The sequence below is a fragment of the Agrobacterium vitis genome (assembly GCF_037039395.1).
In the GTDB taxonomy this organism is placed as follows: Bacteria; Pseudomonadota; Alphaproteobacteria; order Rhizobiales; family Rhizobiaceae; genus Allorhizobium; species Allorhizobium vitis_E.
Genome location: NZ_CP146242.1, coordinates 3,061,018 through 3,086,437, shown reverse-complemented (window position 1 = coordinate 3,086,437; position 25,420 = coordinate 3,061,018). Strand labels below are relative to the sequence as shown.

19 protein-coding genes and 1 pseudogene are annotated in these 25,420 nt (G+C 58.3%); 8 read left to right on the top strand and 12 right to left on the bottom strand.

Going from position 1 to position 25,420, the window contains the following annotated elements:
- Window positions 1-361: 361 nt before the first annotated feature.
- Window positions 362-1,921: a hypothetical protein gene (locus V6582_RS16775; protein ID WP_156634838.1), complete on the top strand. Its 1,560-nt coding sequence runs from the start codon at window positions 362-364 to the stop codon at window positions 1,919-1,921.
- A 304-nt stretch (window positions 1,922-2,225) separates the two neighbouring features.
- A complete protein-coding gene (locus V6582_RS16770; protein WP_156634837.1) occupies window positions 2,226-4,268 on the top strand; it encodes a glycosyl transferase in 2,043 nt (680 codons plus the stop codon).
- A 142-nt stretch (window positions 4,269-4,410) separates the two neighbouring features.
- Here V6582_RS16770 and V6582_RS16765 read toward each other — a convergent pair whose 3' ends face one another.
- From V6582_RS16765 to V6582_RS16740, 6 genes are all read right to left on the bottom strand, one after another.
- Window positions 4,411-5,649, bottom strand: a complete 1,239-nt coding sequence (locus V6582_RS16765; RefSeq protein WP_156634836.1) for a membrane dipeptidase — start codon at window positions 5,647-5,649, stop codon at window positions 4,411-4,413.
- Window positions 5,650-5,990: 341 nt separating this feature from the next.
- Window positions 5,991-6,413 carry a hypothetical protein gene (locus V6582_RS16760; protein ID WP_156634835.1) on the bottom strand — a complete coding sequence of 141 codons (423 nt, stop codon included), beginning with the start codon at window positions 6,411-6,413 and terminating at the stop codon, window positions 5,991-5,993.
- Window positions 6,414-6,653: 240 nt separating this feature from the next.
- Window positions 6,654-7,076, bottom strand: a complete 423-nt coding sequence (locus tag V6582_RS16755; RefSeq protein ID WP_156634834.1) for a secondary thiamine-phosphate synthase enzyme YjbQ — start codon at window positions 7,074-7,076, stop codon at window positions 6,654-6,656.
- Between the two features lie 60 nt (window positions 7,077-7,136).
- Complete coding sequence (locus V6582_RS16750; protein WP_156634833.1) at window positions 7,137-8,672, bottom strand: putative bifunctional diguanylate cyclase/phosphodiesterase; 1,536 nt, start codon at window positions 8,670-8,672, stop codon at window positions 7,137-7,139.
- Window positions 8,672-9,223: a heme NO-binding domain-containing protein gene (locus V6582_RS16745; RefSeq protein WP_349508891.1), complete on the bottom strand. Its 552-nt coding sequence runs from the start codon at window positions 9,221-9,223 to the stop codon at window positions 8,672-8,674. Before V6582_RS16745 ends, V6582_RS16750 begins: the two co-directional genes overlap by 1 nt.
- 116 nt (window positions 9,224-9,339) lie before the next feature.
- Window positions 9,340-10,242, bottom strand: coding sequence for a LysR family transcriptional regulator ArgP (locus V6582_RS16740; protein WP_420360236.1), 903 nt, complete (start codon window positions 10,240-10,242; stop codon window positions 9,340-9,342).
- A gap of 89 nt (window positions 10,243-10,331) precedes the next feature.
- Between V6582_RS16740 and V6582_RS16735 the strand changes: the two genes are divergently transcribed.
- Window positions 10,332-10,937 (top strand): LysE/ArgO family amino acid transporter, encoded by a 606-nt coding sequence (locus V6582_RS16735; protein ID WP_156634830.1) that lies wholly within the window; start codon window positions 10,332-10,334, stop codon window positions 10,935-10,937.
- A 3-nt stretch (window positions 10,938-10,940) separates the two neighbouring features.
- On the opposite strand, the gene V6582_RS16730 is transcribed toward V6582_RS16735, so the two are convergent.
- Window positions 10,941-12,056, bottom strand: a complete 1,116-nt coding sequence (locus V6582_RS16730) for a DUF930 domain-containing protein (RefSeq protein WP_197434527.1) — start codon at window positions 12,054-12,056, stop codon at window positions 10,941-10,943.
- A 161-nt stretch (window positions 12,057-12,217) separates the two neighbouring features.
- Here V6582_RS16730 and V6582_RS16725 point away from each other — a divergent pair.
- A pseudogene (locus V6582_RS16725) lies at window positions 12,218-13,355 on the top strand (amidohydrolase).
- A gap of 166 nt (window positions 13,356-13,521) precedes the next feature.
- Here V6582_RS16725 and V6582_RS16720 read toward each other — a convergent pair.
- On the bottom strand, window positions 13,522-14,823 hold the full coding sequence (locus V6582_RS16720; protein ID WP_349508890.1) for a toll/interleukin-1 receptor domain-containing protein: 1,302 nt from the start codon (window positions 14,821-14,823) through the stop codon (window positions 13,522-13,524).
- Window positions 14,824-14,931: 108 nt separating this feature from the next.
- On the opposite strand from V6582_RS16720, the gene V6582_RS16715 reads away from it, so the two are divergent.
- Entirely contained in the window at window positions 14,932-15,960 is a 1,029-nt protein-coding gene (locus V6582_RS16715) for an IS110 family transposase (RefSeq protein WP_060718548.1), read from the top strand.
- Window positions 15,961-16,182: 222 nt separating this feature from the next.
- Here V6582_RS16715 and V6582_RS16710 read toward each other — a convergent pair whose 3' ends face one another.
- Window positions 16,183-16,938, bottom strand: a complete 756-nt coding sequence (locus V6582_RS16710; RefSeq protein WP_156630987.1) for a hypothetical protein — start codon at window positions 16,936-16,938, stop codon at window positions 16,183-16,185.
- Between the two features lie 150 nt (window positions 16,939-17,088).
- The gene (locus V6582_RS16705; RefSeq protein ID WP_156630986.1) at window positions 17,089-17,406 is read right to left on the bottom strand and encodes a hypothetical protein; all 318 of its coding nucleotides are present in this window, start codon (window positions 17,404-17,406) and stop codon (window positions 17,089-17,091) included.
- Window positions 17,407-18,045: 639 nt separating this feature from the next.
- On the opposite strand from V6582_RS16705, the gene V6582_RS16700 reads away from it, so the two are divergent.
- Entirely contained in the window at window positions 18,046-18,213 is a 168-nt protein-coding gene (locus tag V6582_RS16700) for a hypothetical protein (RefSeq protein ID WP_156630985.1), read from the top strand.
- Between the two features lie 553 nt (window positions 18,214-18,766).
- Here the strand turns inward: V6582_RS16700 and rpoD are convergent.
- Together rpoD and dnaG are read right to left on the bottom strand one after the other, a co-directional pair.
- Complete coding sequence (gene rpoD / locus V6582_RS16695) at window positions 18,767-20,812, bottom strand: RNA polymerase sigma factor RpoD (RefSeq protein ID WP_156630984.1); 2,046 nt, start codon at window positions 20,810-20,812, stop codon at window positions 18,767-18,769.
- 685 nt (window positions 20,813-21,497) lie between these two features.
- A complete protein-coding gene (gene dnaG / locus V6582_RS16690; protein WP_156630983.1) occupies window positions 21,498-23,522 on the bottom strand; it encodes a DNA primase in 2,025 nt (674 codons plus the stop codon).
- 303 nt (window positions 23,523-23,825) lie between these two features.
- Between dnaG and V6582_RS16685 the strand changes: the two genes are divergently transcribed.
- Window positions 23,826-24,404: a biotin transporter BioY gene (locus V6582_RS16685; protein WP_156630982.1), complete on the top strand. Its 579-nt coding sequence runs from the start codon at window positions 23,826-23,828 to the stop codon at window positions 24,402-24,404.
- Window positions 24,401-25,387 carry a biotin synthase BioB gene (bioB, locus tag V6582_RS16680; RefSeq protein WP_156630981.1) on the top strand — a complete coding sequence of 329 codons (987 nt, stop codon included), beginning with the start codon at window positions 24,401-24,403 and terminating at the stop codon, window positions 25,385-25,387. The genes V6582_RS16685 and bioB overlap by 4 nt, the downstream gene beginning before the upstream one ends.
- Window positions 25,388-25,420: the final 33 nt, after the last annotated feature.

The following is a 25,420-nucleotide window of genomic DNA, read 5'->3' as shown; positions in this document are numbered from 1 at the left end:
AACAGAAGTTGCATCCTCACTCTAAAATCCCTCATTAAATGAAAATTAGTAATTCTTCGGGTACATATGATTGCATAGGTCAATCTCTCGTGCAGAACGGAGATGGACTATGTTAAAGGCAAATTTTGGCGAAACGACATGCACCTTTGCAACACGTTATCGTCAATTGACGTAGGATCAGAGCTTTTGTGAGCTCTTATGCATGATGCGCTCCTAACGTGCCGGCTCATCCGAGCCATGTCCTGAGTAGCATTTTCTCTTCTGATGCGATTTGATTCGACGGTACGACATGTCGTGACCCGATAGAATCCATGGTGGGAGGGTGATGTTGGCATTCCGTTAACCCAAGGGGCACATCTCAATGACTTCTATTGTTTCGTCGTTATCCATTACGCAAATCAAGGCGCTGTCCACCACAGCGATCGCATCCCTGAATACGGAAGATGCAGCTGCACTGTCGACCACTCAGGTGGCGGCATTGTCTTCCAAGCAGATCGCAGCAATCGAAACGGTAGACCTGGCTGTGCTGGACACAAACCAGATGGGCGCCATTTCCGCTACTGGCGTCGTTGGCCTGACGCTCAGCCAGCTGACCGCGTTGAGCTCGGGTCAGGAAGCCGCTTTGAGCACCAAGGCTGTGGCCGCATTGACAGCCTCCCAGATCGGCAATTTCGGCACGACTCAAACAGCCAATCTGTTGTCGTCGCAAGTTTCAGTTCTGTCCGCGACGCAAATCGCTGCACTCGGCACCGATGATATCGCGGTGATGACGTCCGACCAGATCCAGGCAATCAGCACCAAAGCGGTCTCCGGCCTGACCTCGACGCAGCTTAGCGCCTTGACCACGGACCAGGTCACGCAGCTGTCAACCGGTCAGATCTCTACTCTTAGCGCCAAGCAGCTTGCTGGCCTGACCACCGACGGAATTGCTGCACTTTCCAGCACCCAGGTTGCTGCAATCAGCGCCAAGTCCATCAGCGGCCTGACCACAACCCAGATAGCTGCGCTGGAAACCGCGGATGGAGCCGCCCTGACGTCGACACAGATCGCCGCATTGTCCACCGCTCAGGTCAAAGCCCTGTCTTCCGACCAGGTCTCGGCCTTGTCGTCCACGCAGATTTCCGGCTTCTCTTCGGCTCAGCTCGGCAGCCTCGACACGGCTGATGTCGCAACGCTCGACAGCACCGATCTCGCCGCCATCAGCACCAAGACCATTGTCGGCCTGACCACCACGCAGATCGCGTCCTTGTCCACCGACCAGGTCAGCGCGCTGTCGTCCGGCCAGGTTGCTACCCTCGGCGCAAAGCAAATCGCCGCCCTGTCCACCGACGCCATTGCTACCCTTTCCAGCACGCAGGTTGCTGCAATCAGCGCCAAGTCCATCAGCGGCCTGACCACAACCCAGATAGCTGCGCTGGAAACCGCGGATGGAGCCGCCCTGACAACGGCACAGATCGCCGCATTGTCCACCACACAGGTCAAGGCCCTGTCCTCCGACCAGGTCGTTGCCTTGTCAACAACCCAGGTGGCAACCCTGTCTTCAGCCCAGGTTGGCGTCCTCACCACCGATGCCGTAGCTGGCCTGTCAACGGACCAGGTCGCGTCGATCTCCACCAAGTCAATCGGCGGCCTGTCCACCAGCCAGGTTGCGGCTCTGACGACTGCTCAAGCGGAAGCTCTGACAACCAGCCAGGTGGCCAACCTCAGCTCCAAGCAGATCTCTGCGCTGGAAACCGCCGATATCGTTACCTTCTCCACCGGCGATATTGCCGCGATCAGCGTCAAGTCAATCGGCGGCCTGACAACTGACGATATCGGCGCCCTGACCAGCACGCAGCTGCAGTCGCTGACCACCACGCAGGTCCAGGCTTTCAGCTCGTCGCAGGTTGAAGCCATCATCCTTGCCTATCAAAGCATCTAACTGCTTATCGGCGCTGCTCTGGCCGCGCTTGTAAAGCCCTCGACAGCAAGACCAGATGCGGCGCCTCCTCCAGGCGCCGCATTTACTTTTTCAGGCTTCCATTCTGCCCAGATGCGATGTTTTGCCAGTGTTCTTGCCATCAATCCTTCGTCAAGCCCGATGCAAGCTAATGCCGCTACCAAGGCAAGGCATGACATCGCGGTCCCGTTTACCGTGGAAAAGTGTTATGCGTCAGGCCTGATGCCCATCGGCATATGCCTGCTGTCGTTACCCGGCCTTGTGGCCGACTGTTCCTGGGGTGGATATGGACACTGGCATTGTAACATCGACTATCGCTGCACCTTCTGCCGACTTCGTAGAGCAGGCACGCACCCAACAGCTCTCGCTGACAAAGTTGTTCGAAGTCGCCGAGCAATGCGCCAGGGCAGGTCGCGTCGATCAGGCCATGGAGCTTTACAAGGTCTGGATCGCCTATAACAGCGCCCATCCGCTGGTGCATATGGTCTATTTCAACTATTCCGTCACCTTGAGGCAGCTTGGCGATATGGCTGGGGCAATCAATGCTCTGCGCGCCTGCCTGAAGATTGACCCGCAATTCGGCGCCGCCCATGTCAATCTGGGCAGGTCTCTGGAAGACAGCGGGCTGCTCAACGATGCCCTGCAACAATGGCGCAGCTATGCCGAAATGACTGCGGATGTTTCGCCTGACCGGCTTGCCAATCGCATCATGGTGCTGGAACATATCGGTCGCGTGCTGGAAAACGCCGGTCTGATGGAAGAGGCTGAAGCCTCTCTGTGGAAAGCAATCGAGCTGCGGCCCGACAAGACTGAAGCCGGTCAGCATTGGTCCGCCATACGGTTGCGTCAGTGCAAATGGCCGGTCCTTCAAGAATCTCCCCATGTCACGATGCGCCAGTTGCTGGATGCAGTGTCGCCCTTGACGATCTCCTGCTATTCAGACGATCCGCTGTTCCATCTGGCCAAAGCCTATCGCTGCAACAAAACAATGATCGGCCGTCCGGATCTGAGCGCCGTACCGCCCCAACTGCCACGCCAGAAGACCGGAACCGGCCAGCGGTTACGTGTCGGTTACCTGTCGTCGGACCTGCGCGACCATGCGGTCGGCTTTGCGCTGCGCGAAGTGCTGGAATTACATGACAAGACCAGTATCGAAGTGTTCGCCTATTATTGCGGAGAACCGATAGAAACCGATGAAACCCAGCAACGCATCAAACAGGCGGTCGATGGCTGGCGCGATATTTTTGCGCTGAGCGATGTCGATGCTGCCCGGCTGATCGCAGCCGATGAAATCGACGTGCTGATCGACGTCAACGGTTATACGAAGCATGCGAGAACCCGGATTTTCGCCTATCGGCCTGCCCCGGTTATCGTCAATTTCTGCGGCTATCCCGGCTCCATGGCGAGCCCTTTCCATCAATATATGATTGCTGACAATCTTATCGTACCGCCTGAACACGAGATCTATTATTCCGAGAAGGTGCTTCGGATCGCCTGCAACCAGCCGGTCGATCGCAAGCGGAAAGTGGCGCCGCGCCCGACACGCAGCGAAGTGGGCCTGCCCGAAGACGCCTTCGTCTTTGCCTGCTTCAACGGCATGCAGAAAATTACGCAAAGCGGCTTCACCCGCTGGATGACCATCCTGCAGGCAACGCCCGGCAGCGTGCTCTGGCTGCTGTCCGGCAACGAAGAGGTCAATCAGCGCCTGCGCGATACGGCAACCCGATGCGGCGTCGATTCGGCTCGGCTGCTGTTTGCGGCCAAGGCGGGCAATGCGCAACATCTTGCCCGCATCGCTGTTGCTGATCTGTTTCTCGATACCTTCCCTTACGGTGCGCATTCCACCGCCGCCGACGCCATCAACATGGGCCTGCCGGTCCTGACTTTCCCCGGCAAGAGCTTCGCATCGCGCTTCTGCGCCAGCGTCGTGGCATCTGCCGGTGCGCCGGAGCTGATCTGCCAATCTCCGGATGACTATGTTCGGCGCGCAATCGCCTTCGCCCAGGACCGTCAGAGCCTTGTAGCCATCAAGGAAAGCTTGAGCCGACAGTTCGAAACCAGCGCCCTGCGTGACATGCCCGGCCTCGCCCGTCGGCTCGAACACTTGTTCTGGCAGATGCAAGGTGAATGCGAACGGGGCGAAACACCCAAGCCCGAACTGCTCAATATGGAGGCCTATTACGAGATCGGTGTTGAATTCGCCCTGGAGAATATCGATTTCGAGGACGATCAAACCTATCGACGGCGCTACCGGGAAAAGCTCACCAAGTGGAACAGGCACGCGCCTCTCCTTCCCGACACGCGCCTATGGTCCGGCATAGAGACCTGACACCACGGCGCTGTCGTGTGTGATGACAACGCCGCCCGCCAAATCTGGCGAGCGGCGTTGTCCTACTGCATAGTGTTACAACGTCCTTTGTGCATTTTATAAAACGCACGGCGCTGTATTGTTGCCGCGAAGACTGAAGGCCTCAGGGCCGGACCTGCTCCCAGACGCGCAGGAAATTGCCGCTATAGACATCGATGATCCGCTGCGTCGGCCAACCGGCGGCGACCATGGCTTCGGTGAGCTTCGGAAGATCGGCGCCGCTTTGCATACCTGTTGGCAGGCTGGAAATGCCCCCGTCGAAATCGCTGCCAAACGAGAGATGCTTCCAGGGGTCCTCGACAATGTTCATACTGGCAATAAGCTGCGCAAACGCTTCGTAATAGGCGATCACGAAGGCAATGTCGGCGTCCATGTCCGGCTTGCCATCGGCAAGATAGCGGTTCTGAAGGAAATATGGCGCCAGGATAATGCTGATACAGCCGCCTGTCCGGACAATGGCGCGGATGGCCTCATCACTCAACGCCCGGTCCAGATGGCGCGACAGCCTCTCCTCCCCGCCTCGTGTGACCGTGCGCGATGCGCCATGCGAGGCAAAGACCGGGACGTTGCGGCGGAGACAGATCTCGCAAGTATCCAGAATGCCCTGCGTCGATGTATGAGTGACGTCCACCAGCAGTCCGACATCGATGCAGCGCTCCACCACCTGCCTGCCGAAGGCAGACAGACCGCCGCCCTCGATCTTGCGCCATGGATTGACCGGCGCATAACCAGCCGCGGAGATATCGGTATGGCTGAAATGGTTGAGTGTCAGATAGGCGGCACCGGCCCTGGCAATCTCGCCCAACCTGTCCAGCCGCAGGGCCTGGCTTTTCGGCCCGCCCGGCCCCAGCATATGCGCGCCTTCCATGGACAGAATCGCGCATCGCGCCCCCTCAGCCTTGGCGGCGCGGACCTCGCTTGCATTGCGCGCCAGCCGCATCCGGCCCTTGCTCTGCCTGATAACCGCTTCCACATAGCGTTGATGATCCACCCAGTTTTTCCAGGGGTCGAGGAAGGGTGCCGGGATAAGGTTTTCCCACAAGGCATGGGCACTGAAACAAGCCCCACCATAACCGCCTTCCAGAAAATCCGGACCGCTGACATGTTCGGACAACGGCCTGTTGCGTCCTCTGGGCGAGGTTTTTCGGATCAACCACACCACGAGGGAGCGCCGATGCGCCTTCCAGTCTCCCTTCCAGAAATCATATCCGGCCAGTCGCGATAGAAATAGCGAATCCAGATGGGTGTCGATTGGATAGGCAAGCGCGTGAAGCGCGCTGACAGTGATATCGGTTATTTCGGAAACGGAATCTGTGGTGTTTTCAGAAGAAATTCTGTCCATTGAGACATATCTCCAGCAACGAATTTTAAAAATGACTAAATATAAATATTGATGTGAATGTTACGCGCATCCTGTGCCGGGTTTATAAAAACACAAATGATGCAGTAGGCTCTGAAATGCTTCGGCCAGACCAAGCGACACAGTCTATAACGTCGCAATGGCCCCTTATATCGATAGGTCGGTGCCTTTTGATCTGATCCGTCCCCATAGTCAGACGAATAGAACAATAAGTCCAGCGCGATTACAAATGCGCGTTCAGCGGAGCAACGTAAAACAGCGCGCGTCCTGTCGGGACGCGCGCCGTCAATCATTTAACAACATTCTTCAATTCAAGACCGGCTTCAGTCCGCGAAGGGGCAGCCGGGGCGGTTTGCGAGAACGACCCGATCATATTCGCCGTAGCGGATCCCACCGACAATCACGCGGCGCGGCGTGACACGCTCTATATTCGGCCGGCGCAAGCCATCGCGGCGGGCCTGACGGATCGCATCACCGGGCGAACACACGCCACCGTAACGCGGATCGGGACCATCCCAACGCCGTGGGGGCGGAGGCGGAGGTGGCGGACCACCCCACGGCGGCGGTGGCGGTGGTGGACGGCGATAACCGTCATCGCCCCAGGCCTGTACCAATTGCGGCGCATCGCCGCCGATATAGACGCCCAGGCGCACATCCGGCTGGGCCGCGGCCGGGCCAACCGTGGCAACCACCGCGCCGATCAAGGCCAGTCCAGCCAGAGCTGTTTTCGCAAAAATGCTTCGCATCGTTTTTCTCCTCGAAGGACGGCATGGGTTTCTCTTTGAAAAACCGGCTTACCGCCCCGAAAACCTTGTCTAATCATGGGTTTGATTAATCTGCAAAAAACTCAGATGCAGAAAAGCCAACCAAGATCTCGCGTCGGACAGCCCGTTTCCGTAAGCGATTGACTGAGAGATTAACGCCGCAATACTGAACGCCATCAGAAGCGTCCATTCAGTCTCGGTTCATTAGTTTCAGCTTGTGGTTCAAGAGCTTAGATGCATTACTACCTGGCGCATATGGGGTTGGTCGCGATGTTCGAACAGGTAAATACCCTGCCAGGTTCCAAGTAAAAGCCGCCCATTGGCCACCGGAATACCAATCGATACCTGCGTCAGCGCCGATTTTATATGGGCCGGCATATCATCCGGCCCTTCCTGACGATGGGTGATCCATGCCATGGACGGATCGGTGCATGGCGGGACCAGGCGCTGAAAAAACACCTTTAGATCGCGCTTCACATCCGGATCGGCATTTTCCTGGATAATCAGCGAGCAGGACGTATGGCGCACGAAAACAGTCAACAGGCCTTCCTGGGCCCCCGCATGCCTGACAAAATCATCGGCCTGATCGGTAAATTCATACAGACCCTGGCCACGGGTGGAAATCGACAGGCTGGTTTGCGGCATGGCATGCTCCTTGAATTGCGCTCCTTCGTCTTCAAGGAAATGGCCAATAGAATGCAAGCGTCAAGGGCTGCTTCCAGTTGCAAGGCTTGGGCGTTCCGGTTGCGAGAAACACGGCAAGTCTTCCAGGGGTGCCGGGCGGCCATAGAGAAAACCCTGATGCTTGCGGCATCCGGCATCCACAAGCCAGCGCGCCTGAACCTCCGTTTCAATCCCTTCCGCCACCACATCGATGCCGAGCGCCTGGGCCATTTGCAGCACGGCCTGAACGATAACCTGCCCAACCCGGTCATCCCCCACCCGGCCGATCAGGCTGCGATCCAGCTTCAACCACTGGATCGGCAGGCTGCTGAGGGAGGAAATATTCGAATAGCCGGTGCCGAAATCATCAAGCGCAACCCGCACACCGAGCCGCGAAAGTTCTGCAAGCTCACGCCCGGCCCGCAGCAGGTCCGACATGATCAGGTCCTCGGTAATCTCCACCACCAGCGCGGTGGCGGGAAAACCGGTTTGCTCCAGGATGGAGGCGATGACCATCGCTAGATTACCGGACTTGAACTGACTTGGGGAAATATTGACCGACACGTAGTTGAGCTTGCCAGCCTTGACCAGCGGCGCTGTTTGCGCACAGGCCGCGCGGGCGACCTGGGCAAACAACCGATCCAGAAGATTGCGCTCTTCGGCCAGCGGCAGGAAGACGCCCGGCAGCACGAGACCGCGATAGGGATGATGCCAGCGTGCCAGCACCTCCACCCCCAATATCCGCCGGCTGGCTCCATCGACGATCGGCTGGTACCAGGGCATGATTTCATGGCGGTCCATGGCCAGCACCAGTTCCAGTTCCAGCAAGCGGCGCTCATTGGCCTCGGCCCAGAGATCGTCGTCGAAACCGGTCGCCAGTGACAGCCCGGCTTTCTTGGAAACGTAAAGCGCCATATCGGCATGCCGCAGCAATTCGGTGGACGATGCGGCGTGATCCGGCAGGCTCGCATATCCGATAGACGCCGAGACCTCCAACCGCTTGCCATTAAAGAGAACCGGCTCCTGCAGGCTGGCGCGAAAGCTCGAGACAAAGGCATGATCGGCCGTCACATCCGGCAGGTGGTCGAGAATCAATGCAAATTCATCGCCCCCCAGCCGCGCCACCGTTCCAGGTCCAGCCGCAACCATCAGCCGGCGGGCAAATTCCCGCAGCACCGCATCCCCCGCTTCATGACCATAAGCGTCGTTAATCAGCTTGAACCTGTCCATATCAACAAGAACGACGGTGATACGATCGCCTCGAAGGCGGCTCTTTTGGCAAGCGTCTGTCAAAACCGCGGTAAAGCTGCGGCGATTGGCAAGCCCGGTCAATTGGTCCTGCTGGGCCAGCGCCATGGCGCGTTCGCGCTCCTGCACCAGTTCCGCTGTGCGCTGCATGACCCGCTGTTCGAGATCTTCCGCCTGACGGGCCAATTGGCAATTGGCCATATAAAGCTCACGCGCACGCGCTTCCAGCAATGTCTCGGCTTGGCGTCGGGCCTCGCGCTCGCGCTCCAGGCGGCGGGTCAGCCGGTCGATCCTCTCAGGATCGGAAACCTCACGTGGCTGGTTTACCATCACGATGCGCTCTCGACGATCACAAACAAAGTTGCCCCATCGTCGCGCGGGCTGCGTTCAATCGTAACGGTGCGGCCAAAATGCCGGGCAGCGCCCTGAATCAGGCCTTCCGCCAGGGCCTCCATGTTCCGCCCGGACCGATAGAGCATGGACAGGGACGTACCGTCCTGGCTGAGAATTTCAAAAGAAGGCAATTCCGCATCGGGATAGAACTTCTTCACCTCGACATGAATATGGGCGTCAATGCTGGCGAGAAAGCCGAAGAGACCGGCGCTACGGTCAAAAAAGCCTGGAAACAACACGGCGAAACGTCCCGCAAGGTGCAGTCCGAACCCCTGCATCAATGCATCGACATCAAGCCCGGAGCGCTGCGACAGCGCAGCCAGCAGCGACACCATTTCACGATGGTCATAGGTGCCAACGCTGGTATAGGCACCGCCACTGGCAAGCCCATTGGCAAGGATAGAGGCTTCGATAATGTCGTCGGCCATGTCTTCATTCCAGGTCGCGGCGACGAATTCGAGCATTTCCGTAAAAACAATCCCCTTCATGTCCTACCCCAACCTCCCAGCTATCGACGCGAGGCAACAATATGAGGAAAAGCTTAACAACAAGACGGATGGCCTCCGTCCCTAAGATCCCAATATACTTTGTGGTGAATGCAGTCTTACCGCTTGGATGCAGGCTTCTGCGCCATGGGCTGCAAGCGTTGGCGTGCTGCGGCAAGAACGCTTGTTGTCAACGGATCGAGTGCCCGGCCAAGCGCCCTGCTCCAGTGCCAATAAAGCGGCACGGCAAGCGGTTGATCCGGCATCAGATCCACCAGCGCGCCCTCGGCAATCAAGGGCGCCACCGCGACCGCCGGGTTCATGCCCCAGCCCAGTCCCAGGCACGCAGCGTCGATAAAAGCCTGACTGGAGGGCAGCCAATGGCAAGGCGGCGACAGACGGCATCCGGCCACCTGCTCCATCCAAGCGGTTTGCAATCCATCCTTGGCATTGAAGGTAAGACAGGGGGCGACGGCCAGAGCCTCAGCGGTCACCCCTTGCGCAAACCAACGCGCCACGAAATCCGGGCTGGCCGTGGCGCGGTAGGTCAGCAGACCAAGCGGTCGGCAATCGCAGCCCTGGACGGGCTCGGCAAGCGAGGTCACCGCCGCCCGCACCTCACCGCGCCGCAACCAATCGGCGCTGTGGTCCTGATCGTCAAGCACGAGATCGAACAATAGGCCCTCCACCGCGGCCATGGCCGGCACGAACCAGGTCGCCAGACTATCGGCGTTGATTGCCAGCCGCACCGTCACCTGCGCCGCCTGCGCAAGTCCGAGATCACCGATCACCTGGCGTTCCAGCAGGGCGACTTCCTCGGCATGACGGCACAGCCGCGCGCCCGCCAAAGTTGGCAAGCAGGGCTGGCCGCGAATGATCAGCGCCGTGCCAGATCGCTCCTCCAGCAGCTTGATACGCTGCGAGATCGCCGATTGCGTTACCCCCAACTGACGGGCTGCTTTTTCAAAACTGCCGCTGCGCAGCACAGCCACCAGCGCCGATAAATGTTCACCATCGAACATCATTAGAATTTCTTATGCCTGGTTATATTTGTTAATTTTTCTAATGAAGTCATTTGCATTAGTCAAAGGGCCACAACCTGGAGCCCTCTATGCAAAACGCCTATTTTTCCGGCCTGTTTCTTGGCCTGAGCCTGATTGTCGCCATTGGGGCACAAAACGCCTTCCTGCTGCGTCAGGGCTTGCGGCGCGAGCATGTCTTTATCCTCTGCCTGACCTGCGCCACCGCCGACGCCTTGCTGATCTCGCTTGGCATTGGCGCGCTGGCGACGGTAACCGCCCTTCTGCCCGCTTTTGAGCCGGTGCTGCGCTATGGTGGCGCGGCGTTTCTTCTGGCCTACAGCGCCCGGCATGCCCTGGCCGCGCTGAAAACTGAAAGTGGCCTTACGCCCGGTGAGGCCAAGCCCAGCACGCTCACCGCCAGCCTTGCCACATGCCTCGCCCTCACCTTTCTCAATCCGCATGTCTATCTGGATACGGTGCTGCTGATCGGCTCGATTTCCAGCCGCTTTGCGGATCACAAGACGGCCTTTGGCCTTGGCGCGGTTTCAGCATCCTTCCTGTTTTTCTTCTCGCTCGGCTATGGCGCACGGTTGCTTGTGCCGGTATTTGCGCGCCCCGCCTCCTGGCGGGTTCTGGATGCGATCATTGCCTTGGTCATGGCCTGGATCGCCATCGGGCTGCTCCGGCATTCGTAAGCGTCAATTCACCGGAAAACGCCGCGCCTGCCACTGGCTTTTCGGCACGGCGGCCCCGAGCGAAAAGCTGAAACTGGTGATCGCCAAGGTCTTGGCATCCGTTTCGCAATGATAGCCGATATCATACCATTGCCCCCGACTGCGGAAGGCAGCACCCGAAACATCCATCAACCGTGCGGTAATGGTCTGTCGCGTTGTCGGCGATCCCGTAATCACATCCGGCACGGCACCGGGAACGGCGCGGCGGATCTGTTCCAGCATTTCAATGCTGCACATCTGCACGATCCGGCGTTCCGGGGGCAGTGTGCCGAGCGCTTGGCGCACACGCGGATCGGACAGCGTTGCCTTGGAATAGATCCGCTTGGCAGGCTTCAACGCGGCAACAGGCCCGGCTTTCTTGTCCGCCGATGCAGGCGAAGGCAAGGCCTCGCGCTTCGGCTGAGGCTGCGCGGCGCTCTCTTCGTCCAGTGCAAAGCGTTGCTCCGTCACCAGCCCGCCGCCCGGTTTTTCCACCTTGTCCGGCGCTGGCAATTGTCCGGCCAGCCCGGCATCCGGCGGGGCCACATCCTTTGGCAGGGCGGGCGGCTGTGGCGGATCGGGTTTTTGCGGATCGCCTGCGGCAGACTTGTCCGGCCCGGCTTTTGGGGCAGCGGAAGGAGGTGACTGGGTTTGTGCTGCCGGCTCCTCGGCAGGCGGTGGCACGGGGGGCACATCCTCCTTCGGGGCTTCCTCGTCCTTCGGCGCGGATTCGAAGGCCTGGGGCTTATCCTCGGCAGGCTTTGCCGCCTGCGGTGGTGCGGGTGCAGGCGGCTTGGCTTCCTGCTTTTCCTCTGGCTTCTTCTCTTCAGCTTTGGGTGCGGGGGCTTTGGGTGCAGCTTCGGCAGGTGCCGGGGCTTCCTTGGGCTTTGCCTCCGGCTTCAACTCCAGCTGCAATTGCTTTTCCGGCTTGGTTTTCTCGGGTTGCGGCTTTTCCTCTGGTGGCGGCTCAATGGAAACCGACACGACCTCTTCCTTGGGTGCATCCGGCGCCGGGGTGGGCCAATGGGCCAGGAATGCCAGAACCAAAAGGCCATGCAGCAGCACCGAGGCGGCGATGCCCCAGACAAAGCGTTTATGCATCGGTTGCGGCTTTTCCTGCATTGCCCGATCCATACACGGGGCTGATGCCCGCCGCAAACCCGCAAGCCGCGTTTCGACACTTTCAGCCCGACACAATACTTTCAGACCGACACAAGGGCGTGCTAACAGACACATGTCAGCCACGCCATTGCGGAGCCACCATGTTCCTCAGCCCTACCGATCTGCACGCTCTCACCGCCATCCGCCACGAGCTTCATCGCTATCCAGAAGTCTCCGGAGACAGCCCGGCGGATCGTTGAGACATTGACGCCACTCCACCCGGATCGCATCCTGACCGGGCTTGGCGGCCATGGTGTGGCGGCGGTGTTTTCGGGTGCGGCACCCGGCCCGACCCTGCTGTTTCGCTCAGAACTCGACGCGCTGCCGATTACGGAAAAAACCGGCCTGACCTATTCCTCGACAATTCCGGGGAAAGGCCATCTCTGCGGCCATGACGGCCATTCCACCATTCTGCTGGCGCTGGCGCTTGGCCTGTCGCGCCAGCCGCCTGCCACAGGCCGCGTTGTGCTGCTGTTTCAGCCTGCCGAGGAAAATGGCGCCGGTGCCGCTGCGGTGCTGGCCGATCCGCGCTTTGCTGAGATTGCGCCGGATCTGGCCTTTTCCCTGCACAATCTGCCGGGCATTCCGCTCGGCCATGTGGCGCTGAAGGCAGGCCCGGTCAACTGCGCCTCACGTGGGCTAAAAATCACGCTCACCGGCAAGACTGCCCATGCCTCGCAGCCCGAAACCGGCCTGTCGCCAATGCAGGCGATCAGCAGCCTGATGCCAGCCTTGACCGCCCTCTCCCACAGCGCCCCACCGGCCACCGACTTCCGCCTCGCCACCGTGACCCACGCAACACTCGGCGAACCCGCCTTCGGCATCGCGCCCGGCGACGGCGAAATCTGGGTGACGCTGAGAACCCTGACCGATGAGGGCATGGACGCGCTTTGCAGCCAAGCCGAAGCCCTCGCCCAGTCCACCGCAGAGCAACACGGCCTTGGCCTGACCCTCACCTATCACGACATCTTCCTGCATTGCGAAAACGCTCCCGAAGCCGTCACCGCCCTCACCACCGCCCTCGATGCCGAAGGCATAACCCACGACGCCCGCGCCCTGCCGATGCGCGCCTCCGAAGACTTCGGCCGCTTCCGCACCACCTCCCCCGCCGCCATGTTCTTCCTCGGCGCGGGCGAGACACACCCGGCCCTGCACAACCCGGATTATGACTTTCCTGATGCGTTGATTGAGGTTGGAGCGAGGGTGTTTATGCGGGTGGTGCGGGGGAGATTGGGGTGATTGGCCGCAAGGCAACCGTCAATGATGGCTTCGTTGATCTCTTCGATGGAGAGAACGCGACCGTTGGTTTCGCCCTTGAGCAAGCCCTGGAGGTGATGGAATGATTTCGAGTGGACCTCGGCAACGGCTTTATCTTCACTCCACAGATTATCTACCATCATCAAGTTCACTGAAGAAACGAAAGGAATTTTTTGATCGCCTCGGTCAAAATAGCAATCGCGGCCTTACCCTGCTCAGTTGATGCAAGGGAGGACATATTGTTAAGGGAGGCAACAACACGCTCCCAGAAACCAACCTGCGTGAAAATAAATCGGCGTTTTGGCGTTACGTCCGTACCAAGACCTGAATCGGGGTTATTGGGCAATGAATCAATATCTTTAGCCCTTTGCAGACTGTCTTGCACGACACGTTCGAAACCGGGTGTAGTGCCTCCTATCAAATGCAGTTCCCCAAGCGCCTTGGCGGCTTCTTGCACCGGCTCCACAAAATCCTTGCCGCTCGCACGATCTTCGTCGATCTCGTTGGCAGCAATCACCTCTTCACGCACTTGCGACTTCGGGAAGTGAGTGACGAATTTTGAATGAAAGGAGAAGAAATTGTCAAAATATTCCGACAATCCATCACTCCAGATGCCGAACTCGCCCGATTTAACATCTTTCGTCAAAGAGCCTGCGATTGCCGAAAGCAAGCCAAGAATGGGCTTTGCCCCTCTGTCCCTCAGATGATCTCCATAAGCAATCAAAGAAGGCGCAATCGTCCTCGGGCAGTTATCAGGTAACGAACCTTGAATGATTGAGCAAAGGGCTCTTAAAGTTTCAGGCAAGTCCGGTAAATCCGCGTCATAGACCGCACGGTCATAAATCGCATTAGGAACAGCATCCAGCTTTCCATCGGCAGTAGGTACAACATCTGGACTCGATGTTTCGGCCAGTCGGCCACGCAACTTTTCTGGTGACCACAAAGCAGGATCACTGCCAATGGCCTCCAAAACGGCAACACGCCGCTCTTCGGCGCTCAGACCAACGAGTGACTTATAAACGATCTGGCGTGCTAGCTTGTTGAGCGGAGCTGGTTTCAACAAAAGCGGGACAAGTTTCCTGCCCTTACCAATCGGGTCCATATTATAAATCGCGGCCCATTCCGCGCGGCAATGGTCCGAAGCCACGTACTCAGGTGAAAGCAGTGCAATGGCCCTCGCCCCACGCTCCAAGCCCTCCTGCATCTCAATGACGAAGTTTGAGCCGACCGGGAAATCTTTGAATTGGGCTATAGTCGAGTATCCAGCCTGTTCGAGATACTTGACGATTTCACGGGCCTCAGGCTCATTCTTTGTGGAGTAACTGACGAAGAAACCTGCTCCTTTAGGAGTCAAGGCGGACCTGACACTAACACGAGAATCAACCGTGTCGTCTTCAGGGTCGATTCTATTGTCGCTATCTGCACTAAAACGACGGGAGAGCGCCTTCATAACCTCATCCGAATCGCGGTTCCAGAACCCATTTGATGATGTGGACACCCCCACCACTACCGCCGAGAATATCGGCAGGGACCAATCAAACGTTGGAAAGGAAACGGGATGTCCAGGCTGACAATCGGAATCGACCTTGCAAAGAATGTCTTCCAGGTTCACGGCATTGATGACAGCAGTCGTGTCGTGATCGCTCAGAAACTCCGGCGCACACACCTTCTTGCATTCTTTGCCAAGCTGGAGCCGAGTCTGATCGGCATGGAGGCGTGCGGCTCCGCGCATCACTGGGCTCGCGAACTGACAGGCATGGGCCATGAGGTCAAGCTGATGGCGCCGGCTTATGTGAAGCCGTACGTGAAGCGGGGGAAGAACGACATGGTGGATGCCGAGGCGATCTGCGAGGCTGTGACCCGGCCGACCATGCGGTTCGTTCCAATCAAAACCGCGTCGCAGCAGTCGATCCTGATGGTGCACAAGTCGCGTGCTCTCCTCATCCGGCAGAGGACCATGCTGGTGAACGCCTTACGAGGCCATCTCACCGAGATCGGCATCGTGGCGCCGGTCGGGATCGAAAGAACGGCAGAGCTCGTCGAGCGGGTGCTCGCACACGAGCCGACAGAGCTGGACGTTCCGCCGCTCGTGACTGACATTGTCGTATCCTTGGCCAGGCAAATCGACTCCCTGACCGCCGAGGTCAGGACACTTGAAGCCAAGATACGCGAATGGCAACGAACGAGCGAAGCAGGCCGCAGGCTTGCGACGATCCCGGGCGTCGGCGTCATCACTGCCACAGCACTGGCGGCGACGGTGCCTGATGCGTCAGTCTTCAGGTCGGGGCGAGAATTTGCCGCATGGCTCGGGCTGACGCCACGATCGAATTCGTCTGGAGGAAAAGAGCGCCTCGGCAGGATCACGAAGGCCGGGAACCGATATCTGCGAACGCTGCTGATCGTCGGCGCGACAGCCGTCCTCAGGCATGTCAGGCATAAGATGCACGGGCCGCTCATCGAGTGGGTCAGGAAATTGTTGTTAACGAAGCCCCCGCGCCTGACGACCGTGGCGCTGGCGAACAAGATGGCGCGGATCGCATGGGCCGTGATGACTCGGCAGACGGTATACACAAACGCCATCGCATAGAAACCGACGCACCAGCGTCACCGAGTTCGGAGGGCCTGCCAGACGATCGTGATGAATACCGGTTCCGCCGGGGATCAGGACAACCCGTTCGCGAGACTGCATCTGCAGAATGCGCTTTTTTGATTGGGACCATGATCCGCGGATTTCATCAAGGCCCGCGGCCGTTCGGCCGATCATCAGAGAGGCCGGACATATGCGAGCAGCCAGCCGGGTTCAAAAAGATCAGAAGAAAGGCTTGACCGAGGGGGTGTCCACATATGACTCGCGAGCTACATCAACAATCACCTCTTCCAGTCGATTTCCCAAATATTCAAACGGCTGATTACCTTTGCTGATAGCAGAATACCATTGGCAAACCAGTGACCATTCATCCCCAAGCATTGCAACACCCAGTGGAAACGCGGCCTCGTCATGCAAAATCGCTTTGGGTGCCTCGGTGCCGATCCAAAGACCTGATTGCAGTACAGACAAAACATTTTCATTTTGCAAGCTGCGCAAATCAGCACGTGTCATCGTCCAAAAAATAGGATCGTTGTAGGCATAGGCAGCAGCAGTGGCGGCATCTGCTGCATAATTCACACTTAATAGACTGTCCGCTACAGCAGAGCTTGCAGCAGCAGCAGCGGAGGCGGCGGCATCGGCAACCATACCTGAAGCGCCCGCAGCGGAAGCTCCTGAATAAGAATACCTATCGGCAGCTGATACAGCAGCCGATTCTGCGGCGTTACCCATTTCATAATTTGGAAAACTATGAATAGCCCAAGAGATTAGATTTCGACGAAAGATCGACACCGTTAATCTGGACTTCAAACTTCGAGAAACCTTATTAAGCGATAAAATTCGTGCCAATAGTGGCATTACCCTCAAGGAAGATCTCAACGCGATAAGCTGCGCCTCGTGGGGTGACCGTTTAGATAAATAAGCAGCAAGCTTGTTCCCACTGTCGATCTCATCAATCGTCGGCACCCGTTCCACCATCACGCCCCCTTCCCTTAGCCCCGACATCACCATGCACAACCGGGCCTTAGCCAACAAGGCAAAGTTGCTCCAAGTATCATTCGCTCCCCGTTTTCCACCGTAAAGCAAATGCAACGGTGGTTTCGCCCCGGAACCAACCACACTGCACCACTAAGAATGCTCGGAACGTTCCCAGTATTCCAGCAATTTGCCGCTATCGGCTCTTGTTACGGGCAGGAAAATTGGGTCGGCGTGGGTGTTGCCGGTGCCGTGGCTGTAGATTTGCACGGTCTGGTCATCCTGGCGGATGACGGTGTAGGTCAGTTCGGTGTTTTTATCTGCCTCGCTCCGTCGCAGGCGGTAGCGGAGCAGCAGCGCCAGGGCGGCCAGAAACACGCCCGGCGGGATCAGCAGCCAGAGGGCCTTGATCGCATCCGGCGAGGCGCGGAAAGTGGCGAGAAGGTCAGCCCAGATATCGTAAGTCTCCATTGCGGCGCTCCCTGTGAACAACACGAGCGATCACCGGAGGGTTTTGCCCTCTGGTGATCGGGGAGTTGGAAAGCCGACAAAAGAACGACCGTCCCGACCTTTAAGCAAAGCTCTGGACATACGCCGAGACCTCCCCGACCATAGAGAATGGTAGAGAGCGAACCGTATAGACACGGTTCACCGCCTCAGCCACAAACCTATGGCTGAGGGGTGTCTTTTTAACGGTCGACACCGACCGCTTTTGAAGGGGTTTCCATGCCCCAAGATCGGCGTGTTACAACCGATCTCACCCGATGTTTAGCGCATAAAGGGTAGTGATTGGAAGTGGGGCAGATGGGATTTTATTGGGCAGGGATAAAGGCGTTGATGCAGCAAGATCAGCCCCTTACCGCGCGGGATTGCGGCACGAGTTTTTGATAAAGCACATCCATGCGGCGAGAATTTCGCCACAGCACCAATTTTTGCACTGCATTATGGACAATCGATAAAATTATCTTTTTTCAAATCAGAATTTTCTCACGGGTCTACAGGATATTGGCCCGCGCCGGGCAAGCCCGGTTATTCTGGCGGGGCGATGACGGCCTCGCCGTCAACCGGACGACGCCACATGATACGGAAAAGGCCGGTCAGGAGAACAAAATGACATCTGCATCCGCCATAGCAGCCAGCATCCCACCAGCCCCCTCGCGGACGGGTTATTTGATTGCCGCGAACCCCGCGCCGCCCATTGCAAAACCCACCGTGGTCACCTCGTCTGCCGCCAGCATTCCGTCTACCATCGCCGCCCTATCCGTCCGCGATACGTGAGCATTCGGCAGCGCGAGTTTCAGGTTCATACAGTACGACGTAACCGTTTTGATATGCCGCTTGCCCCCTCATCCCCCTGCCGGGACCTTCTCCCCGCTGGGGAGAAGATGTACGAGGCAACGTTTTGTTCTTTCAACATGACAGCGGCGTACGTTTTATAAAACGCACGCCGCTGTAACACTTTAAATCCGCTGCAATTACGCAGTAATTTGAGGGTCAGAGCTATCAGCCCGGTCTCTTCTCCCCAGCGGGGAGAAGGTGGCGGCAGAGGCAAGAGGGGGTGGCGAAGCCCTAAAATCTTTGCGTCATGTACTGTGATATTGAACCAGACAAATTCTTGAGCACCCGCGATAGCTTGCAATGGAATAATATCCGCGCGCGGTCCGTAATATTGCCATAGCCCTAAAGCCTGGTTTTACGTGTTGGCTTGCCCAGGCACGGATCTGACAGAGCAAGATCTCCCCCTCTGCTCTGCCAGCCACCCTTCCCCACCCTTAAACGCAAAAAACCCGGCGTTTCCGCCGGGTTTTCAACTCTTGTCTCTTGGCTAAGCTTAGCTGTCCAGGAAGCTGCGCAGTTTGCGGCTCCGGCTTGGATGCTTGAGCTTGCGCAGGGCCTTGGCTTCGATCTGGCGGATACGTTCGCGGGTGACCGAGAACTGTTGGCCGACTTCTTCCAGCGTGTGGTCGGTGTTCATGCCGATGCCAAAGCGCATGCGAAGCACGCGCTCTTCGCGCGGTGTCAGCGAGGCCAGCACGCGAGTGGTGGTTTCGCGCAGGTTGGCCTGGATGGCGGCGTCGATGGGCAGCAGCGCGTTCTTGTCCTCGATGAAGTCGCCGAGATGCGAATCTTCCTCGTCGCCCACAGGGGTTTCGAGCGAGATCGGCTCCTTGGCGATTTTCAGCACCTTGCGGACTTTTTCGAGCGGCATGGCCAGCTTTTCAGCCAGTTCTTCCGGGGTCGGTTCGCGGCCAATTTCGTGCAGCATCTGGCGCGATGTCCGAACAATCTTGTTGATCGTTTCGATCATATGCACCGGAATACGGATCGTGCGGGCCTGGTCGGCAATCGAACGGGTGATTGCCTGCCTGATCCACCATGTCGCATAGGTGGAGAACTTGTAGCCGCGCCGGTATTCGAACTTATCAACCGCCTTCATCAGGCCGATATTGCCTTCCTGAATCAGGTCAAGGAATTGCAGGCCGCGATTGGTGTATTTCTTGGCAATCGAAATAACCAGACGCAGATTGGCCTCGACCATTTCCTTCTTGGCGATCCGGGCTTCGCGTTCGCCCTTCTGCACCATGGAGACGATACGGCGGAATTCGGCGATGGAAATGCCGGTTTCGGTGGCCAGATTCTGGATTTCCTGACGGATTTCCCGGATCGTGTTGTTTTCCTCGCGGGCAAAATCCTTCCAACCGCGGGCAGCCAGATTGCCGACCGACTTCATCCAGTTGGGATCAAGTTCCGCGCCCTGATACTGTTCCAGGAAGCTATCGCGCTTGACGCCATAGCTTTCAGCCAGCCGCAACAGGCGGCCTTCGTTCTGCATCAGGCGCTTGGAAATGTCGTAGAGCTGCTCGACAAGGCTGTCGATACGGTTCTGGTTCAGCGACAGCGATTTGACTGCCGTGATCAGCTGATCCTTCAGTTCCTTGTAACGCCGCTCCTGGCCGGATGACAGCGTGCCGGCACAGGCGAGGCGCGCTTCCACCTGCTGGTCCTGCAACTTGCGCAGCTTCTTATAGGTATCGGCGATCAGGTCGAGGGTTTCCATGACCTGCGGGCGCAGCTCGGCTTCCATGGCGGCCAGCGAAAGATTGGACTCGTCTTCGTCCTCTTCCTCTTCTTCCGGCATCTGCATGTCGCCGCCGACATTGGTGATGTCGTCTTCGCTGGAGCGGACCCGGCGGGTCTTTTCCTTTTCCTCGGCAGCCTTGCGGTCCGCCTCGATCTTTTCCGGGCTCTGGAATTGCGGCGCGGCCTTGGCCTCGGGACCGGAATAGGTGGTCTCGAGATCGATGATCTCGCGCAGCAGCGTCGTGCCTTCGTTCAGCTCGTCACGCCAGATAATCAGCGCCTGGAACGTCAGCGGGCTCTCGCAGAGACCGGCGATCATCGTTTCGCGGCCAGCCTCGATGCGCTTGGCAATGGCGATTTCGCCTTCGCGCGACAGAAGCTCGACCGAGCCCATTTCGCGCAGATACATGCGCACCGGGTCGTCCGTGCGGTCGGTCGGCTCTTTCTTCTTGGCTGTGGCAACAGCGGTATTGCCAGCAGGCGCCAGTTCGCCGCCTTCGCTTTCAGCTTCTTCGTCACCGTCGCTTTCTTCGGCAGCCGGATCTTCGGCGTCCTCGTCCTCGACAACGTTGATGCCCATGTCGGAAAGCATCGCCATGGTGTCTTCGATCTGCTCCGAGGTCACTTCCTCAGACGGCAGAACCGAATTCAGCTCATCCATAGTGACGTAGCCGCGCTTTTTGGCGGCTTTGATCATTTTCTTGACCGCGTCATCCGAAAGATCGAGAAGCGGACCGTCGGTCGCGCCATCGCGCTCGTTCTCGGCTTCTTCGTTTTCCTTGACCTTGGTTGCCATATGTCTCGTCGCTTTCCCTGACGCTTCAATTTTCCGCAGTGCTGTCACGCGCCAGATGGGGCATAGCCTTGCACCGACCACTGCGAATCACTGGTTACGACCTACAGTGCCATGCGTTGACCATACGCACGAAACGCTCTGTAAAACCCTAAATGTGCAGCATAATTTCTCAAACCTGATGCGGCCGAAGATAAACCATGCCCTAAATGCCGAACGATATACCAGCCTTGTTACGTTTCACACGCTCTAAAGGCTGTTACGCCGCGATGTCTAATTCCCGATTGACCACCATGGTTCCCGCCGATTGCAGTATAACTGCACAAACAGGCGACGAAGCCCGCCAGCATAGACCCGGCGCAACCTGCGTCACCTTGTTTTTTCGTTTGACCGTGATTCCCACAATTTATCGATACGTCAAGCCTTTTAAGGCGATTGTGCCTGTTGATATCGCGAAAAAACCATTCATCTCGCTCTACGCTCCTTATCTAACGCCTCCACACGCGCCACACGTGGCAGGGAGCCATTCAATCGTCACGTCATTAACCTGTCCTTTTGGAACATCCTTTCGGGACAGGCACGGCCTCGATCTCAGGAACTTCACCCGGTTTGAACTGAAATTTAGGCACTCACGCCGCCGATACAAGGGGCGCGTTCGGTATCTGCCATAACAAAGCTTGCAAAACCGTTATGAATTGTGACCATAGGCCGGTCCCTTGACGCGGCCCGACATCACGCCGAAGCCATCGATGATCGCTTCCTGGTTCTCCATCCGAACGATTTCCAGCTGCACTTCCTGCAAAACCGACATCAGTCCATCGATCCGTCCGGCATCATCAGCCTCGGTGGCTTCGGCAATCTCGCGTTCCAACTCGATACGCTGGCGGCGCAGCGCCTTAGCGCGCTTATGCAGGGAAAGCGCCTGGGTATAGCCTTCGCGGGCGTCTTCCAGCGCGGCCACCGTGGTTGCCGTCCACAGTCTGGCATTGCGGATCTGCTGGTCCAACGCTTTTAGCAGCGTATCGAAGCCACTTGCCGTCAGCCGTTCGGACAGATCTTCGCGGGTCAGCTGCGCCCCGGTTTGCGCAACCGCAGTCAGTACTGCTGGCCAAAGCCTTTGCAGATCACGGCTGTCGAAATCGATGCAGGAAATCTCGTCATAATCCTCCTGCAACAATTGCGGATGATTGACGATGGTCAGCGCCAGCACGCTTTCGCGCAGGCTGGGCTGGTCGTGGCTGCGGCTGACCATGCCCGACCGCGTCAGCCGGTCGGAGGCCACCGTGCTGCCGGGACGCTGGCCACCCGGCCCGCCGCGTCCACCCGCCCCGTTTTGAAAACGGCCATTGCCGGGCCGGTTGCCGGCAAAGCCACCACCACCCCGCTCAAAATTACCGCGCCCGGCGCGAGCCGTCCCCTGCCCCTGGAAGAACCCATAGAGTCGGTCGCGGACATTCTGCTGATAGTGGCGGCGCACATTCTCATCAGCAATGATATTGACGATCTGCTTTAACCGCGCCTCCAGCTCGGCACGCTGCTCCGGCGTGTCAAACCGGCCCTGGCCGGTCTCGCGCACCCAGACCATTTCATCCAGAGAGCGAGCCTCGGCCAGCACCCTGTCAAAAGGCGCACGGCCATCCTGCTTGACCAGATCGTCAGGGTCCTTGCCATCCGGCAGCATGGCAAAGCGGACGCTCTTGCCGGGCTTCAGATGCGGCAGCGCAAGATCGACAGCGCGAAACGCCGCCCGCTGCCCGGCACCGTCGCCATCGAAACACAGGACCGGCTGCGGCGTCATTTTCCACATCAGCTCCAGCTGATTTTCGGTCAGCGCCGTGCCGAGTGGCGCAACGGCATTTTCGACACCCGCTTGATAGAGCGCGATCACATCCATATAGCCTTCCACGGCTATGATCGTCTCTGCTCCATCGGCGCCCTGAAGCGTCCGTCGGGCACGGGAAAAATTATAGAGCACATTGCCCTTGTGAAACAGTTCCGTCTCGTTGGAATTGAGATATTTGGCTGGCGCATCCGGCGACATCGCCCGTCCGCCAAAGGCAATCACCTTGTCGCGGGAAGACAGAATCGGAAACATGATCCGGTCACGGAAACGGTCGTAGGAAACCGGAATATCCGGCCCATGCACCACCAGCCCGCAGGCCTCAATCTGCTCCTTCGGCACGCCTTTACCAGCCAGATGTTCCTTCAGCGCATTGCGGCTTTCCGGTGCATAGCCCAGCCGGAAGGTCTCGATGGTGCGGCCCGAAAGCCCGCGCTCCCGCAGGTAGGCCCGGGCCTTGGCGCCCTGGGCTGCTTGCAACTGGTCCTGGAAAAACAGGGTGGCCATTTCCATGACGTCCTGAAGGCTGGTGCGCTCGCGCTCACGCTCTATGTCGCGCACATCCACCTTGGGCATGGCGATACCGGCCATGTCGGCAATCCGCTCGACGGCTTCCGGAAAGTTCAGGCCTTCCAGATCGGTCAGGAAGCGAAAGTGATCGCCGGACACACCGCAGCCGAAGCAATGGTAACGGCCCTTGCGATCCTCACAGTGAAAGCTTGGGCTTTTTTCGCCATGAAACGGGCAGCAGGCCCAGTAATCGCCGCGCGACACGTTGGTTTTCTTGCGATCCCACGGCACGCGCGCGCCAATCACGGCCGAAATCGGCACGCGGTCGCGGATCTCGTCGAGAAAGTCGTTTGAAAAGCGCATTGGGCAACCTTGAGGAATGATCTGGTTATATAGGAGGTATGAAAGGCAAGCGCCACGGCTTTCATGGGATGTACCCGCTATTCACATGTGCTTCCCCTTTGCGCCCTCCATGCTCCAACGTCTGCAGTCCCTTTCCGGCCTTTGGCCCAGTATTAAGGGAATTCCCAGCCCAAAATGAGGGAAATCCCCGGGCCTCAAAATGAGCCAACGACTCCCAAGGAGCAAGCGTTGGGATTGACAACAAGCCCAGGCTCGATATTTTATCGATAATTTTTCAAAATAGACATAAAAATTGGAGACGACATGGACATTTCCCTTCTTTCTCGAACCAATAAGAGTGCGCTTTATATTTTTATCGATAAAATAATCATTATTTCCGTCGGCGTGCTGTTGATGACCTTGGCGGCCAAGGTGCAGATCCCCTTCTGGCCGGTCCCCATGACACTGCATACCTTTGCGGTGATGGCGTTCGCGCTGATGCTTGGGCCGCAGATGTCGCTGACCATCTTCACCACCTATCTGGCCGTCGGTGCTGTTGGTGCGCCCGTGTTTTCCGGCTCGCCGGAACGCGGCATCGGGCTTGCCTATATGATGGGGCCAACTGGCGGCTATCTTACCGGATACTGGCTTGCGGCGTGGTTGACCGGCTTGATCGGTCATGGACGCGGGCTGGCGATGCGCCTTGTCGCCAGCTTTGCCGGTCTGGCATTGGTCTATGCCGCAGGCCTCGCCTGGCTTGCCTTCTTCGTTCCTGCCGCGACATTGCTGACCGTTGGCCTCCTGCCCTTTCTGGGTGGTGACGTGGTGAAATGTGTGCTTGCGGCGCTGATCGCCAGCCAGTGGCCACCAAAGGCAAAACGCCAGCAGGAGACGGAGCAATGAGTGGGGCGGCGGGCGAAATTCGCCATGACTGGAGCGTGGAAGAGATCGTCACCCTTCACAATCTACCCCTTCTGGAATTGATCGGCCATGCCAACGCCGTCCATGGCCGTCACCACGACCCGAATGCCGTGCAGAAGGCAAGCCTGCTGTCGATCAAGACCGGCGGCTGCCCCGAGGACTGTGCCTATTGCCCGCAATCGGCCCATCACCGGGAGGTGAAGCTGACGAAGGATCGCCTCATGCAACCAGACGGCGTGCTGGCGCTTGCAAAACGGGCGAAGGATGCCGGTGCCGAGCGCTTCTGCATGGGCGCTGCGTGGCGGCAGGTGCGCGATGGCAAGGAGTTTGACGCGGTACTGACCATGGTGCGCGGCGTTCGCGATCTCGGCATGGAAGCCTGCGTAACGCTTGGCATGCTGGAAAAGCATCAGGCTGAGCAACTGGCCAAGGCCGGATTGACGGCTTACAACCATAATCTGGACACCAGTCCGGAATTTTATGGCGAGATCATCACCACCCGCAGCTATGCAGACCGGCTGGAAACCCTGTCCATCGTCCGCTCTTTCGGCATCGACCTCTGTTGCGGCGGGATTATTGGCATGGGCGAAACCATCCGTGATCGCGCCTCCATGCTCCAGGTCCTCGCATCCATGCGCCCGCATCCCGAAAGCGTCCCGATCAATGCGCTGGTGCCTGTGGAGGGGACGCCGCTTGCCGCCATGCCGCGTATCGATCCGCTGGAACTGGTGCGCATGGTGGCGGCGACAAGGATCGTCATGCCGAGATCCACGGTTCGCCTGTCGGCCGGGCGCTCGACGCTAAACAGGGAAGCGCAAATCCTCTGCCTGGTCTCCGGTGCCAATTCAGTCTTCTACGGCGATACGCTGCTGACCACGCCCAATGCCGGAATAGGTGAGGACGAGGCACTGTTTGCCGCTATCGGCGCATTGCCACACGACGCTGCGCCACTCGCCGCAGAATAAAGAAAGCGAGAAGCTGCCATAGATATAAAGCGC

Coding starts and splice junctions, on each gene's coding strand:
- V6582_RS16750 (WP_156634833.1), bottom strand. CDS start 8,672: ATGGTAAACCAGCCACGTGAGGTTTCCGATCCTGAGAGGATCGACCGG.
- dnaG (WP_156630983.1), bottom strand. CDS start 23,522: ATGCGCTTTTCAAACGACTTTCTCGACGAGATCCGCGACCGCGTGCCG.
- V6582_RS16720 (WP_349508890.1), bottom strand. CDS start 14,823: ATGAAGGCGCTCTCCCGTCGTTTTAGTGCAGATAGCGACAATAGAATC.
- V6582_RS16760 (WP_156634835.1), bottom strand. CDS start 6,413: ATGCGAAGCATTTTTGCGAAAACAGCTCTGGCTGGACTGGCCTTGATC.
- V6582_RS16755 (WP_156634834.1), bottom strand. CDS start 7,076: ATGCCGCAAACCAGCCTGTCGATTTCCACCCGTGGCCAGGGTCTGTAT.
- V6582_RS16740 (WP_420360236.1), bottom strand. CDS start 10,242: ATGTTCGATGGTGAACATTTATCGGCGCTGGTGGCTGTGCTGCGCAGC.
- V6582_RS16735 (WP_156634830.1), top strand. CDS start 10,332: ATGCAAAACGCCTATTTTTCCGGCCTGTTTCTTGGCCTGAGCCTGATT.
- V6582_RS16705 (WP_156630986.1), bottom strand. CDS start 17,406: ATGGAGACTTACGATATCTGGGCTGACCTTCTCGCCACTTTCCGCGCC.
- bioB (WP_156630981.1), top strand. CDS start 24,401: ATGAGTGGGGCGGCGGGCGAAATTCGCCATGACTGGAGCGTGGAAGAG.
- V6582_RS16775 (WP_156634838.1), top strand. CDS start 362: ATGACTTCTATTGTTTCGTCGTTATCCATTACGCAAATCAAGGCGCTG.
- V6582_RS16770 (WP_156634837.1), top strand. CDS start 2,226: ATGGACACTGGCATTGTAACATCGACTATCGCTGCACCTTCTGCCGAC.
- V6582_RS16715 (WP_060718548.1), top strand. CDS start 14,932: ATGTCCAGGCTGACAATCGGAATCGACCTTGCAAAGAATGTCTTCCAG.
- V6582_RS16700 (WP_156630985.1), top strand. CDS start 18,046: ATGACATCTGCATCCGCCATAGCAGCCAGCATCCCACCAGCCCCCTCG.
- rpoD (WP_156630984.1), bottom strand. CDS start 20,812: ATGGCAACCAAGGTCAAGGAAAACGAAGAAGCCGAGAACGAGCGCGAT.
- V6582_RS16685 (WP_156630982.1), top strand. CDS start 23,826: ATGGACATTTCCCTTCTTTCTCGAACCAATAAGAGTGCGCTTTATATT.
- V6582_RS16745 (WP_349508891.1), bottom strand. CDS start 9,223: ATGAAGGGGATTGTTTTTACGGAAATGCTCGAATTCGTCGCCGCGACC.
- V6582_RS16765 (WP_156634836.1), bottom strand. CDS start 5,649: ATGGACAGAATTTCTTCTGAAAACACCACAGATTCCGTTTCCGAAATA.
- V6582_RS16730 (WP_197434527.1), bottom strand. CDS start 12,056: ATGCATAAACGCTTTGTCTGGGGCATCGCCGCCTCGGTGCTGCTGCAT.
- V6582_RS16710 (WP_156630987.1), bottom strand. CDS start 16,938: ATGGTGGAACGGGTGCCGACGATTGATGAGATCGACAGTGGGAACAAG.